This is a genomic window from Brevundimonas sp. EU05-FHT14B07, assembly GCF_058790795.1.
In genome coordinates, this window is sequence record NZ_JBYTCZ010000005.1 from 36,103 (window position 1) to 49,480 (window position 13,378).

A 13,378-nucleotide genomic window follows, 5' to 3' on the forward strand; every position below is an offset into this window, starting at 1 on the left:
CCCCAACCTGAAATGTTTCCTTCAACGCGCCCGTCCTTTCGAGGATCAGAGCCCGCTGAAATCTTCGGTGGAGATCGAACCGGTCGCCCGCCTCGTCTCCGCTGGTCGAACCTTCGGGGACACGTCCCCGGCGATCCGCATTAACGTCTTCTTGCGAAGGCGCCTCAACCCTTTGACGAACCCTTACCGGAGCGTCAAGGGACAAGAGGGGCTTTTAACCCGTCGAGAGACATGGAGAAAAGTTCCATCAACCAGCGCATTAAAGTGCGGCAGCGCGACATTTTGATGATGATCTGGCGTCAGATGAAGCAAGTTTGTTCAAAACGGCCGTCCTGAGCGCGATCATTTCCCGATACTGCAAATGTCGGGCTGATCGCTGCAAGCCAGCGGAAACCGAAGGGCGGCGCAGAGGCCGCAGCACAGGATCATGCGCTCAAAACAATCGATTTCACGGTGTAGGAAAATATGGTGCCTGGAGGCGGGTTCGAACCACCGACACGCGGATTTTCAATCCGCTGCTCTACCAGCTGAGCTATCCAGGCGCCGACGCGGCGTCGCGAGAGGCGGGTCTATAGGGGAGGCTTTTCCGCCTGTCCAGCGCCCAATCCGTCCTTTTCGTCATCATCTTCCGCACCCTCGTCCAAGGCGGCCGGAATGGCGTAGGCGCCGGTGAACCAGCGCTGAAGATCCACGTCCGAACAGCGACGTGAGCAGAAGGGCTTGTACTTGGGATCGGCGTCGGCCTTGCGGCAGATGGGACAGGAAGCCACGGCTCAACCCTCTTCTATTCGTCCGCGCCCTGGCGGGATTGCGGCATCGGCCTGGATCACCGCTCGCGGTCCCAGACGAGCCGCCAGCGGATCAGTGATTACGGCTTCTTCCGGCGCGCAGCGCGCGATGACGCGCGGCGACAGGGTATCGGCCAGAAGCTGCCGCCGCAAAGTGCGCACGACAGACAAGGCTCGTGTTTGAACAGACGGGCGTCCGCTGGCGCCGAGCAGAACCTCCTCGATCGGCGTACGGCGCCAGGGAAGCGACATCTGCAACAGGCCGAACCGACTGACGGGTCCGAAGACGGCCTGGGGTTCGTGACCGAACGCGGCCCGCGCAACCTTGGCCTGGGCCTCCGCGTCCGTACCGTCCCCGATCATGTCGATGACGATCAGGCCGCCCCAGTTCCGCAGGCCGATCAGCCGCGCCGCCTGTTTCAACCCCTCGCGATTCGCAGCCGCCCTTGCCTGTTTCGGATCACGACCGGGGGTGGAGGTGAAGTCGATGTCCACAGCCACCAAGGCGCGCGTGCGTTCGATGGCGAGATCGATTCCATACGAGGCGAAAACGATCGATTGAGCCAGAGCCTCCTCCTCCGCCTCGACCACGGCGTCGATAGCGGCGATGCCGGTGACTGTTTCCTCGCCGGGCGCGAGATCGCGCAGCTGTTCGGCGATGCTGGGTGCGGGCTGAATCAGGCGAGGCGTCCCCTCCCCGGGCCCCAGACGGCGAACCACCGCCCCTTTTCCCGCATGAGGTTCGGCGGTGACGATGACTTCCAGCCGTTGGCCTTGCGTGAGCCGATCGTTTCTGGGGAACGGTAGAAAAGCGGCGGTCGGTGCGGCGATATCGACGAAGGCGCCGCGCAAGCCGGGGTTCACCTCGATGACACGCCCCACCGAGCGGGCGCCGAGCCGGGTCTGCGCCACATCATCCTCGCGGTGGATCAGAAGATGGGTGTAGCGGCCGTCGCGCATGATGGCGCCACGCGTCTCGCCAGGCGTCTCGTCGAGGAAGACCTCGACTGCGCCGCTCATGAACGCCAGCCGACGCCGTGCAAAAGCTGGACGGCCTCATAGACGGGCAGGCCCATCACGGACGGATGGCTGCCGACGATTCGCTGAATGAAGGCGGCCGCCGGGCCCTGGATGCCATAGCCCCCGGCCTTGCCGCGCCAGTCGCCCGTGGCGACGTAGGATGCGATCTCGTGGTCCGACAAGGGTTTGAAGGTCACGCGGGTTTCGTTGACGCGCGACGATAGTTTTCCGTCGCGCCAGACGGCGACGCCGGTGAAGACGCGGTGATTGCGGCCGGACAGCAGTTTCAGAAAACGTGTCGCCTCGCCCTCGTCCGCCGCCTTTTCCAGAAAGCGACGCCCGACAGCGACAACCGTATCGGCGGCGATGACGACCGCGTCGCGACGGCGTTCTGCGACAACCTGGGCCTTAGAGATGGCGAGCCGTTCGGCCAGACGCGGCGGGGTCTCGCCCTTCAGAGGCGTTTCGTCGATGTCGGCGGGATCGATATGGTCGGGTGTGATCCCGACCTGCGCCAGCAGTTCGATGCGGCGCGGGCTGGCCGAAGCCAGCACCAGTTCGGGGCGACCCGCAGCCACTTACTTGAAGCGATAGGTGATGCGACCCTTGGTCAGGTCGTAGGGGGTCATTTCGACCAGCACCTTGTCGCCGGCCAGAACGCGGATGCGGTTCTTACGCATCTTGCCGGCGGTGTGGGCGATGATCTCGTGGTCGTTCTCGAGCGTCACGCGGAAGGTGGCGTTCGGCAGCAGTTCGCTGACGGTGCCGGGAAACTCGAGCAGTTCTTCCTTAGCCATGCGGCCTCTCACGCCCGTTGAGTATGCGTTCGACCCCACGCCGGGCGGGCGCGAGGGGCGGAATGGACGGGCCTAATGCCCGAAAACGCAGAGATAGTCGAGGTCAGCCGCGACGGTAGAGGGCGCAGAGCAATGTAAACAGGCGCCGCGACGTTTCGTGATCGACCACGATCTTGCCGTCCAACCGCGTCTTCAGCTGCTCGGCCCCTTCGTTGTGAAGGCCGCGTCGGCCCATATCGACCGATTCGATCTGGCTGGCCGAGGATCCGCGCAGAGCCTCGTAGTAGCTGTCGCAGATCATCAGATAGTCTTTGATCACGCCTTTCAGCGGCGTCAGGCTGATGGCGTAGGTGCGCGTGAAGTTCTCGCCGTCGATGTCGAACACCAGACGATTGTCCTGAAGCGACAGTTTCAGCCTGTAGGGCCCGCCCTCGGCGCCGACGGGCTCGAAACTGTTTTTCTCGACCAGATCAAAGATGGCGACGCGACGCTCGTGCTCGATCTCGGCCGTCGCCGCCGGAAGGGTCGCGGCGTCCAGTTCGACCGAGGCCAGCTTGTGATCGGCGCTCATGCCGCGGTCCCTTCGTCCAGTTCGGGCGTGTCCAGGTGGGTCGGCGCGATCCGTGCAGGCCAGCGGTCGGAAATATCCGTCACCACGGCGTCCAAACATTCGACGTCGATCCGCAGATCCCCGCCGCCGGCGAACATCAGGATGACGCGGCCGCTGAGATCCTCGGTCGGAATAAAGTCGAGCGCGAGCAGTTCTAGCGAAGCGTCGGGACTGCGCGACAGGCGGCGGCTCTTGACCGCCAGAACGTCGCCGAACTGCATGGCGCACATCACGCGCGTCCCGCCGCACTCCCAGCAAAACCGGCTAAAGGCGATGGTCAGGGTCCGCGCCTGTTTTTCCCAGACGATATCGACGGGCCGCAGGATGGCGTCCTGAAGCGCGGCGGAAATGATCTGGAGATCGTCGGCGTCCTCGGCCAGCAGGCGCAACGGTTCGACCGGCGCCTTGGCTTCGGTGATGACGCCGTCGATCTCAGTGCTCATCACCTGTTCCCTTTATGCGGCGGATGTCGGCTCCGCACGCGCCGAGCTTTTCTTCCAAACGCTCGAAACCGCGATCCAGATGATAGACGCGTCCGACAGTAGTTTCGCCCTCGGCGACGAGGCCCGCGATAACCAGGCACATGGAGGCGCGAAGATCGGTCGCCATCACCTGCGCACCGTGCAGAACTTCGACACCGTTGACGTGCGCCTCTCCGGCATGGACCGAAATGTCGGCGCCCAGTCGCGCCAACTCCGGCACATGCATGAAGCGGTTTTCGAAGATCGTCTCGCGAACCGTGCTGACGCCCTCCGCCGTCGTCATTAGCGCCATGAACTGGGCCTGGAGATCGGTAGCGAAGCCCGGATAGATGGCCGTCTCGACGTCCACGGCCTTCAGGCGCTGCTTCGGGTCGCGTTTGATCAGAACGCCGTCGGCGGTCGGCGACACCTCGACGCCCGCCTCGACCATCTTGTCGGTCAGCGAACCGATCAAGTCAGCCCGCGCCTTGGTCAGACGCACCTCGCCGCCCGCCATGGCGGCGGCGACGGCGTAGGAGCCCATCTCGATCCGGTCGGGGATCACAGACCAGGTCGTTCCATTCAGCGACGAGACGCCGGTGATGGTCAGCACATCGGTGTCGATTCCCTCAATTTTGGCGCCCATGGCCGTCAGACAGTGGGCCAGATCGCCGATCTCGGGTTCGCGCGCCGCACGGCGCAGGACGGTCGTGCCTTCAGCCAGCACAGCGGCCAGAAGCGCATGTTCGGTGGCGCCGACCGAGACGAAGGGGAACTCGATCTCGGCGCCCTTCAAGCCCTTGGGCGCGCGGGCGGTGACATAGCCTTCGTCCAACTCGATCTCGGCGCCCAGCGCCGTCAGCGCCTGCAGATGCAGATCGACCGGACGCGCACCGATGGTGCAGCCGCCCGGCAGCGAGACCTTGGCTTCGCCTGTGCGCGCCAGCAACGGCCCCAGCACATTGAACGAAGCCCGCATTTGGCGCACCAGATCATAGGGGGCGAAGGTCGAGGTCAGGTCCTTGGCGTGAAACAGGCTCTCCTGCCCGTCCGCGCCGTCACGCTCGGTCACTTCGATGCCAAACTGGCGCAGCAACTGACCCAGGAACCGGGTGTCGGCCAGACGCGGCATATTGGTCAGCAGCAAGGGCTGATCCGTCAGGATCGAGGCGGCCATCAGCTTGATGGCGGAGTTCTTGGCGCCGCTGACGGGAATGTCCCCGAAAAGCTGGGCGCCGCCCTGAATGGCGATGCTGTCCATGACGTCCTTAAGCGCGCCCGAGGCCAACGCCTCGGGGGGAAGGTTCTCTAGCAAGCCGGCGGGCGCTTGCCAAAGGGCTGCGTGATCGCGAGGCGATGACTTTCAGTTGCTGTCGCGTGGTGCAGCCGGCGTGCGCGCCGGCGCCTTGCGCCGCCGCAGATTGGCCCGGAGCGCCGAGGCCAGCCGCATGGCCTTTTCCGCCTTTGCCCTTTCTCTCTCAGATTGGGCCTTTCCGAACTCAGGGCCCGATTCGACGATCGGCGTCGCCTGTGCGGCGGCGGAGGGCGTATCGGCGTCATGCGGCGTGCGAGTCATGGCGCGATGATGCCGTGATCACGGGCCATGTCCAAACTTTCTTTCAGATCGTCAAAAAGCCGCTTCCCTCCCCGGAAGGGTTTGGCTATACGGCCGCTTCCTCAGTCGGGGCCGCCGTAGCTCAGTGGTAGAGCGCATCCTTGGTAAGGCTGAGGTCGTGGGTTCGATTCCCCCCGGCGGCACCATCTGAGACTTGAAAAGGCCCGGCTTTCGTCGGGCCTTTTTGGTTTTCCAGATCGGACGGAAAAGCCTTCAGTCGTAGCCGTACAGGCCGCGGCGATAGGGATCGCGGTCATCCGCATCGCCATCCTTGCTCCAGCTGAACCCCATCGACATCGACTTGGTCGTGGTGTCGGCCCCATAGCCTCGACCGCGCCAGCCGCCGCCATAAGGTGAATAGAAGCCCGGTCCGCGCAGACCATAGCCGCCGTAGCCGTATCCCCAAGGTTCATTGCGGCCTTCGCGGTAGGCCAGGTCCAGGCGGCCGTTCTCGCCGACGGGCAAGGAAACGGCCGCGCCATAGCTGCGATAACCGCCGGTGCCGATCCCGGCCTCGACCATGCCATGCATCTTGCGTTCGGCCGGCGCCCCCGGCTCTGCGCTCTCGTCGAAGGTTGCGCCCGGCGTGCGCGCGCTGATCCAGTTCTGGATCTGCTGTTCGGTGGTCATGCCGTGCGGGGCGGCGTCCTGGGCCGTCGGCGCGGTCACCGACGCCTCAGGCGTCGCAGCCAGGGCCTGGGCCAGGGTTGGCGCATTTGTCGGCGCCGTTGTGACCACGCCGTCCGGATCACCGTCCGACGCCGCCAGCGCCACACCCGCCAAGAGACTTGCGATCAGCATAGGCCACCTCCGTTCGACATCATCCTAGCACAGCGATTGAGGCCAAGGTCAGGCGATGCCGTCGCCACGGTTCAGGGGGTCCGGCAAGGCCTCGCCCTCGGCTACGAAACTAAGCGCGACCGAGTTGATGCAATAGCGGTTTCCGGTCGGCGGCGGGCCGTCGGGGAAGACGTGACCCTGGTGGCTGCCGCACCGGGCGCATTGGGTCTCGATGCGGATCATGCCGTAGCTGGTGTCGCGGATCGCGTGGACATGCGCGTCATCAACCGGCTGAGTGAAGCTGGGCCAGCCGGTGCCGCTTTCGAACTTCGTTCCGCTCTTGAACAACGGCAAGCCGCATTCGCGGCAGCAGAATACGCCGGCCCGCTTCTCGCCAAGCAGAGTGCCGCAGAACGGCGCCTCCGTGCCGTGAGACAGCAGGACGCGCTTTTCCTCAGGATTCAAATCGGCTTCGAGCCGGGCGCGTTCTTCGGCGTTCGGCGGCGTCAGGTCATAGCCGGACGGCGAACGGAGGGTTTCGGAGGTTTGGGCGAGATCGGTCATGGACTGCAAATAAGAAGGGCGGGCCAAGGGTTCCACCCCCTGCCCGCCCCTCGTTCATTCGACCGGCTTTTTCCTTATTGGAACAGCGTGCCGACCCAAGCGCGCACGGCCGCCTCGTCCGTCGCCGATCCGGTATAGGCAAGGCCCTGTGCCGGGGTGAAGGGCGCATCGTTGCCTCGTTGGCGCGTGGTCCAGGCCTTATGACCATAGGTCAGCTCGGCATAGTTCGACGGCAGGCGCAGAACGGTCGGCTCGATAAAGATCGAGTCCTCAGCGGTGACCGATCCGGCCAGGCGCACGTTCGGCAGGCGTGTCAGCAGGTCCAGCGTATCTAGGCACCCGCTGGTGCAGCCGCTGTCGACCAGGACCACGACCGGACCCGCCACCGGGTTTGCTGCGCCCGTGTCCGCCACCGAGGGACGGCCCGGCATGGTGAAGGTCGGCTGATTGGCGGCCAGGGCCGAATCGAAGGCGGCGACGATGGCTTGGGTCTGTTCGATCACCGGACCGGACTCGGCGACGAAGCGCGGATCGGCCTGCATGCGCGCCAGGGTGTCGGCGAACCACTGACGGTTGGCGGGCGTGGCGCGATAGGTGATCGAGCCGGCTTCAGGCTGACGGCTGACGGTGAACTCCGGCGTCCAGATGCGGTTGGCCAGGCCATAGCCCTTGCCTGTCGCATTCAGCGAACCGCCGTTTGCCCCGCGCAGATCGATGACCAGCCCCTGCGCGCCGCGAATGGCGGGCAGTTGGGCTTCGACGGCGGCGTAGAAGGCGTCCCATCCGGCGTCGTCAGCCAGGGTGTGAACGTTGATCCACGGACGGCCGTCGACCGTCTCGACCGACAACGGATTGGCGCCCGGCGTATAGACGGTGGCGCGATAGGCGGCTTCCAGGCTGGCGGCGTCGGCCGGCTGGGGCTGCATCTGGAAGTCACGATCGCGACGCCCGACCTTAAAGGTGCACAGCGACGGAACGCCGCCTGTGAACGGGTTATTGCGGTTCCACAGCAGATAGGGGGCGGTGCGGACACGTCCGGCTTCCGTCGTCAGGTCGCCTTCCCAGCGGTCCAGCCGCTCTTCGGCCAACTGAGCGGCGGTCTTGTCGCCGCATTTGACTAGTGTCGCGCCGAGCGGCGGCACGTTGCGAACGCCGGGCTTCACATAGGAGACGACATATTCGCCGTTGCGCCACGCCGTGGTCACGCCCGGCCAGCTGGTCGCGAAGAAGGGGCCAAGGCCTTCATAGGTCGGGCGAATCGCGATGTTCGAATCGCGGAAGCCGTTGGCGTAGTAGCGCATCAGATAGGCGTGGCTGTCGCCGCTGTTCACGCGTCCCACCTTGCCTTGCGCATCGGTCAGGCCAGCATCGATCCAGCTGCGAAACGCTTCGCTGGGCGCGCCGGGAATCACGGCGGCGGGGTGGTTGGCGGCCAGGGCGTCATGCGCGGCCTGGAGGTCTTGCTGCGCCAGAGCGCGAAAATCCTGTGCGACAGCGGCGCCGGCGGCGGCGGTCAGCGACAGAACAGCGGCCGATGCGGCGGCGATCATTCGGTTCATGGGGTTTCCTGCGGCCTTTGATTTCAAGCTCGTGGGAAAGGTTAAACCCCATGCGTCCGGCGCTTGCCAACCCCGCCGCGCGGGATTTCGCCCGATTGTCACATGGGCTGCGGCGATGCGGCGCGCATCAAAGCGGCGCCGGCGCTTCGACCGCTGCGCCGAATATTCGATCGAAGCTGCGCCTCAAGGCCTCGTCGGCCTCGTCCATCGTCGCCAGAACGCCGAGATCGACCAGGCTGGTGACGCCGTGTTCCTGAATGCCGCAGGGGACGATGCCGCCGAAATGATCCAGATCCGGCTCCACGTTCAGGCTGATGCCGTGGAAGCTGACCCATTTGCGCACCTTGACGCCGATGGCGGCGATCTTGTCCTCGCGCGACCAGCCCGCCCCCTTGCGCTCGACCCACACGCCCACGCGACCCGGCCGGATGTCGGCCTTTACGCCGAACGTATCCAGGGCGCCGATCAGCCACAGCTCAAGCCCGCGCACGAAACACCGCACGTCCTTGCCGCGTCGGTTCAGGTCCAACATCACATAGGCGACGCGCTGTCCCGGCCCGTGATAGGTGAACTGCCCGCCCCGCCCTGTGCGATGCACCGGAAACCGGCCGGCATCCAGAAGGTCGTCGTCCTTGGCCGAGACGCCGGCGGTGTAGAGCGGCGGATGTTCCAGCAACCAGACCATCTCATGCGCTTTGCCGGCCGCAATGGCGGCGACGCGCGCCTCCATGAAAGCCTCCGCGGCCGTATAGTCGACGTAGCCTTTCGACACGGCCCATTCGACCGGTCGGCCATCGTCGAGACGCAGTTTCTGAAGGGACGGGCTTAACGGCTCAGCAAGCATGACGCTTCAATGTGGTCGCCAGGGCGTTTCTGCAAGAGACGGCCCTCCAGTGAAGAGAGCTTTACGTGACCCAGATCAACGCCGTCGATGTCGAAATCTCAGTGGTGCTGGGTCGCTCGGTGCTGCCGATGTCGCAACTGCTGCGCATGGGTCGCGGCGCGGTGATTCCCCTGGACGCCGCAGAGGGCGACGAGGTCTGGATCCTAGCCAACAACTATCCGGTCGCGCGCGGCGAAATCGAGATCCGAGACGACCGTATCGCCATCACCGTCACCCGCCAGGCGGACGTGTACGACTTCATGGCCGGGTCGGCCTGAGGCTTTGATCCGCGACGTCTTTGCGTCGTTCATTTCGCCCTTTCCTTTTCCAACGGCTTCGTCTATTCGCCGCCGCTCCGATGCGAGCGGTCGTGGCGGAATTGGTAGACGCGCAGCGTTGAGGTCGCTGTGGGGCAACCCGTGGAAGTTCGAGTCTTCTCGACCGCACCATCTGGCTAAACAGGGCGATTCATCGGCTAAGTACGGCTGGACATTCTACCAAGGGAGGCGACCACGTGAGCACCACGGACACCGCCTTTGCTCCAGACGAGACGCTCGATAACGAAGACCACGCCGCCCTGGACGAGGACTATGTCCTCACCCCTCAATTCGTCGAGAAAGTCGTGGACGCCGCCGACGACGGCGACGGGATGCGGCTGCGCTCGCTGCTGGAAGACCTGCACCCGGCCGACGTCGCTGACCTGATGGGCTTTCTGACGGCGGAACACCGCGCCGTCGTCGTGCTGTGGTTGCCGCCCGAGCTTCTGGCCGAGACCCTGCCCGAGCTCGACGACAATATCCGCGAAGAGGTGCTGGAGCGGGTCCCGCACGGCACCCTGGCCGAGGCGCTGCAGGAACTGGATTCCGACGACGCCGCCGCCGTCGTCGAAGACCTGGAAGACGACCAGCGCGAACGCGTTCTGGCCGCCATGCCCGAAGTCGATCGCGCCGCCATCGAAAGCAGCCTGGGCTATGCGGAAGAGTCCGCCGGCCGCCTGATGCAGCGCGAGGTGATGGCCGCGCCCCAGTTCTGGAGCGTGGGCGACACCATCGACCACATCCGCAAACAGGGCGACGACCTGCCCGAGCTTTTCTTCGACATCTATGTCGTCGATCCGCTGAACCGTCCGGTCGGCGGCGTGCCGATCAGCGGTCTTCTACGCGCCGCCCGAACCGTCGCCCTGACCGATCTGATGGAGCCGATCAACGAGATCGCCGTCGATCAGGATCAGGAAGAAGTCGCCTACATCTTCGAGAAATACCACCTGATCTCGGCGCCCGTCGTGGACGCGGCCGGGCGGCTGGTCGGTCAGATCACCGTCGATGACATCGTCAACATCATTCAGGAAGAAAACCGCGAGGACATTCTGCGTCTGGCCGGTGTCGCCGATGAGGACCGCGGTTCGTCCGTGCCCGAGATCGTGCGCGGTCGCGTGCCCTGGCTGGCGATAAATCTGGCGACGGCGGCGCTGGGCGCCAGTGTCATCGGCCTGTTCGAGGCCACCATCCAGCAGATCGTCGCCCTCGCCGTCCTGATGCCGATCGTCTCGGCCATCGGCGGCAACGCGGGCACCCAGGCCCTGACCGTGACCGTGCGCGCCCTGGCGACACGCGAGCTGAACAGTTCGAACGCCCCGCGCACCTTCTGGCGGGAAATGATGGTCGGCCTGGCCAACGGCCTGATCCTGGCCCCCCTGATCGGCATCGCGGCCGGCTTCTGGTTCCGGGACGAAGACTGGAAGATCGGCCTGGTGATAGGCGCGGCCATGATCCTGAACCTGCTGGTCGCCGCTTCGATCGGGGTCCTGACGCCCTTGACCCTGTCCAAGCTGAAGTTCGACCCAGCCGTGTCGTCGGCCGTGTTCGTTACGGCAACCACCGACTTCTTCGGCTTCTTGATCTTCCTTGGTCTGGCCACACTGGTGCTGCTCTAGACACGACGCGGACGATCCGGCGCGGCCCTTGCTGGGAGCGGTGCGAGCGCCGCGCGCCTGTTTCCAATTGGGTCAACTGTGTCTGACGTCCTCCCCAAACCCAGCAAGGTGTCCCGCGAGGGCGTCATGCTGATCAAGAGTTTCGAAGGCTTCCGGCCTCGGGCCATGCAGCGCAGCGACGGTCGCTGGGTCATCGGCTATGGCCACACCCGGTCGGCCCGCGAAGGCGCGAGGGTGTCCGAGGCCGAGGCCGAACTGCTTATGCAATACGACCTGATCCCGGTCGTGCAGGCCGTGACCGATCATGTCCGCGTTCCCCTCAACCAGCATCAGTTCGACGCCCTGGCCAGTTTCGCCTTTTCCATCGGCGCGGACAGGTTCGCCGCCTCCGACGTGGTCGAACAGTTGAATGCGGGGTCTGCCCGGCAGGCGTCCGCGTCTTTGAGCGCCTGGGCCGATGAAGCCGCAGCCGAGACCCCGACCCGCCGTCGCTCGGCTGAACACGCGCTGTTCAACGCCGCGCCCGGCGCGCCGGTCACCCTGGCGGATCTTTTGGCCGCGCCTCTGCCGTCTCCTTTCGAGACGGATGAGCCGACCCTGCCCGCCGTCGACGGCGCCCTGGATGAAGCCGTCGCCCCATTCCCGGCCCAGGACGACGTGGCGCTGAGTGGACAATCGGAGACCGTCTCCGTCGCTGCGCCGATCATCGCCGCCAACGACATCCACGCCCCGGTCGAGACCCAACAGCCGGAGACGCCGTCGGGCTTCGCGGGTGCGCAGAAAACCAGCGTGGTGCTGACCGCGCCGGGACTGGCCGAAGCCGCGTCCGGCGACAGCGCCGCCACACCGGCCATCGAGGGTGATGCGGCAGCCAGCGAAGACGTGCTGAGCACGCGTGAGGTCGTGGCCCGCGCTCGCGCCAAGCGGCGCTCGGGCCTGGGGGAAACCTTGACCTTCGTCATCATGGGCGGCCTAGGCGCCCTGTGCCTTGGCGTCGCCATGGCCGCCTTTCGCCGCGCGTCGATATCGAACAGCAGCGACACCGCTACGGTCGCCTGGGTCTTGATCCTGGTCGCCGCCGCCTGCCTGGGTGTGTCGGGCTACAACTGCTATCGGCGCTGGGGACGGGCTCACCGCATCTGACAGCGCTTGGCGAAAGGCCGTGCGCGATGCTACGCCCTAGCGCATGAGCATTCCCTTCGCGCCCCAGTCCATGGAATTCGGCCTTGGCGATAACGCCGACGCCATCCGCGACACCACCGCCCGCTGGGCCGCCGATCGCCTGGCCCCGCTGGCCGCCGAGATCGACGAAAAGAACGAGTTCAAACGCGAACTCTGGCCCGAAATGGGCGAACTGGGCCTGCATGGCATCACCGTCGAAGAAGAGTTCGGCGGCCTTGGCCTGGGCTATCTCGAACATGTCGTGGCGATGGAGGAAGTGTCGCGCGCCTCGGCCTCGATCGGCCTGAGCTACGGCGCCCACTCCAACCTTTGCGTCAATCAGATTCGGCGCTGGGGCACGCCCGAGCAGAAGCAGAAATATCTGCCCAAGCTGATCAGCGGCGAACATGTCGGCTCGCTGGCCATGTCCGAGGCCGGATCAGGCTCGGACGTCATGTCGATGCGCACCCGCGCTGAAAAGAAGGGCGATCGCTACGTCCTGAACGGCACCAAGTTCTGGATCACCAACGCGCCCCATGCCGACACCCTCGTCGTCTACGCCAAGACCGATCCGGGCGCAGGATCAAAGGGTTGCACTGCCTTCCTGATCGAAAAGGGCATGAAGGGTTTCAGCGTCAGCAAAAAGCTGGACAAGATGGGCATGCGCGGCTCGGACACCGCCGAACTGGTTTTCGAAGATTGCGAAGTGCCGGAAGACAACATCATGGGTCCGCTGGGCGGCGGCGCCGGCGTGCTGATGAGCGGCCTGGACTATGAGCGCGCCGTTCTGGCTGCCGGTCCGCTCGGCATCATGCAGGCCGCGCTGGATGTCGTTCTGCCCTACGTCCGCGACCGCAAGCAGTTCGGCAAGCCGATCGGCTCGTTCCAGCTGATGCAGGGCAAGATCGCCGACATGTACGTCGCCCTGAACAGCGCCCGCGCCTATGTCTATTCGGTCGCCAAAGCCTGCGACGCCGGCCTGACAACGCGCTACGACGCGGCGGGCGCGATCCTGCTGGCGTCCGAAAATGCGGTAAAGGTGACGATGGAGGCCGTTCAGGCCTTGGGCGGCGCCGGCTACACCAAGGAATGGCCGGTCGAACGACTGGTCCGCGACGCCAAACTCTATGACATCGGCGCCGGCACCAACGAGATCCGCCGCTTCCTGATCGGACGGGAACTGCTGGGCGGCTGACGGCTTGTCTCC

General features: G+C 65.3%; 15 protein-coding genes and 3 tRNA genes. 6 read left to right on the forward strand and 12 right to left on the reverse strand.

The features are described 5' to 3' along the window. Positions 1–466: 466 nt before the first annotated feature. The 8 genes from AC3WRC_RS12455 to murA all read right to left on the reverse strand — a co-directional run bounded on the left by AC3WRC_RS12455 (position 467) and on the right by murA (position 4,937). Positions 467–542: transfer RNA gene (locus AC3WRC_RS12455), tRNA-Phe, on the reverse strand. A gap of 27 nt (positions 543–569) precedes the next feature. After that, positions 570–770: a DNA gyrase inhibitor YacG gene (locus tag AC3WRC_RS12460; RefSeq protein WP_055754880.1), complete on the reverse strand. Its 201-nt coding sequence runs from the start codon at positions 768–770 to the stop codon at positions 570–572. A gap of 3 nt (positions 771–773) precedes the next feature. Next, positions 774–1,808, reverse strand: a complete 1,035-nt coding sequence (locus AC3WRC_RS12465; RefSeq protein ID WP_492304065.1) for a ribonuclease E/G — start codon at positions 1,806–1,808, stop codon at positions 774–776. Then, positions 1,805–2,386: a Maf family protein gene (locus tag AC3WRC_RS12470; RefSeq protein WP_492304066.1), complete on the reverse strand. Its 582-nt coding sequence runs from the start codon at positions 2,384–2,386 to the stop codon at positions 1,805–1,807. Before AC3WRC_RS12470 ends, AC3WRC_RS12465 begins: the two co-directional genes overlap by 4 nt. After that, positions 2,387–2,605: a translation initiation factor IF-1 gene (infA, locus tag AC3WRC_RS12475; protein ID WP_008261544.1), complete on the reverse strand. Its 219-nt coding sequence runs from the start codon at positions 2,603–2,605 to the stop codon at positions 2,387–2,389. Between the two features lie 103 nt (positions 2,606–2,708). After that, positions 2,709–3,176 carry a UPF0262 family protein gene (locus AC3WRC_RS12480; RefSeq protein WP_017505201.1) on the reverse strand — a complete coding sequence of 156 codons (468 nt, stop codon included), beginning with the start codon at positions 3,174–3,176 and terminating at the stop codon, positions 2,709–2,711. After that, positions 3,173–3,658, reverse strand: a complete 486-nt coding sequence (locus tag AC3WRC_RS12485; RefSeq protein WP_055754877.1) for a DUF2948 family protein — start codon at positions 3,656–3,658, stop codon at positions 3,173–3,175. Before AC3WRC_RS12485 ends, AC3WRC_RS12480 begins: the two co-directional genes overlap by 4 nt. Further along, on the reverse strand, positions 3,648–4,937 hold the full coding sequence (murA, locus tag AC3WRC_RS12490; RefSeq protein ID WP_492304067.1) for a UDP-N-acetylglucosamine 1-carboxyvinyltransferase: 1,290 nt from the start codon (positions 4,935–4,937) through the stop codon (positions 3,648–3,650). Before murA ends, AC3WRC_RS12485 begins: the two co-directional genes overlap by 11 nt. A 425-nt stretch (positions 4,938–5,362) precedes the next feature. Here murA and AC3WRC_RS12495 point away from each other — a divergent pair. After that, a tRNA-Thr gene (locus tag AC3WRC_RS12495) sits at positions 5,363–5,437 on the forward strand. 67 nt (positions 5,438–5,504) lie between these two features. Here the strand turns inward: AC3WRC_RS12495 and AC3WRC_RS12500 are convergent. The 4 genes from AC3WRC_RS12500 to lipB all read right to left on the reverse strand — a co-directional run bounded on the left by AC3WRC_RS12500 (position 5,505) and on the right by lipB (position 9,038). Beyond that, positions 5,505–6,092 carry a hypothetical protein gene (locus tag AC3WRC_RS12500; RefSeq protein WP_492304068.1) on the reverse strand — a complete coding sequence of 196 codons (588 nt, stop codon included), beginning with the start codon at positions 6,090–6,092 and terminating at the stop codon, positions 5,505–5,507. 48 nt (positions 6,093–6,140) lie between these two features. Beyond that, positions 6,141–6,635: a peptide-methionine (R)-S-oxide reductase MsrB gene (gene msrB / locus AC3WRC_RS12505; RefSeq protein WP_492304069.1), complete on the reverse strand. Its 495-nt coding sequence runs from the start codon at positions 6,633–6,635 to the stop codon at positions 6,141–6,143. A 74-nt stretch (positions 6,636–6,709) separates the two neighbouring features. Then, a complete protein-coding gene (locus AC3WRC_RS12510; protein ID WP_492304070.1) occupies positions 6,710–8,194 on the reverse strand; it encodes a S41 family peptidase in 1,485 nt (494 codons plus the stop codon). 127 nt (positions 8,195–8,321) lie between these two features. Next, a complete protein-coding gene (lipB, locus tag AC3WRC_RS12515) occupies positions 8,322–9,038 on the reverse strand; it encodes a lipoyl(octanoyl) transferase LipB (protein ID WP_492304071.1) in 717 nt (238 codons plus the stop codon). Positions 9,039–9,103: 65 nt separating this feature from the next. Here lipB and AC3WRC_RS12520 point away from each other — a divergent pair, with 65 nt between their 5' ends. From AC3WRC_RS12520 to AC3WRC_RS12540, 5 genes are all read left to right on the forward strand, one after another. Continuing rightward, on the forward strand, positions 9,104–9,355 hold the full coding sequence (locus AC3WRC_RS12520; RefSeq protein WP_017505209.1) for a FliM/FliN family flagellar motor switch protein: 252 nt from the start codon (positions 9,104–9,106) through the stop codon (positions 9,353–9,355). Between the two features lie 86 nt (positions 9,356–9,441). Further along, positions 9,442–9,526: transfer RNA gene (locus tag AC3WRC_RS12525), tRNA-Leu, on the forward strand. A gap of 65 nt (positions 9,527–9,591) precedes the next feature. Next, on the forward strand, positions 9,592–11,010 hold the full coding sequence (gene mgtE, locus AC3WRC_RS12530) for a magnesium transporter (RefSeq protein ID WP_066551775.1): 1,419 nt from the start codon (positions 9,592–9,594) through the stop codon (positions 11,008–11,010). Positions 11,011–11,088: 78 nt separating this feature from the next. Next, entirely contained in the window at positions 11,089–12,153 is a 1,065-nt protein-coding gene (locus AC3WRC_RS12535) for a lysozyme (protein WP_492304072.1), read from the forward strand. A 43-nt stretch (positions 12,154–12,196) separates the two neighbouring features. Then, positions 12,197–13,366, forward strand: a complete 1,170-nt coding sequence (locus AC3WRC_RS12540) for an isovaleryl-CoA dehydrogenase (protein ID WP_492304073.1) — start codon at positions 12,197–12,199, stop codon at positions 13,364–13,366. Positions 13,367–13,378 lie beyond the last annotated feature (12 nt).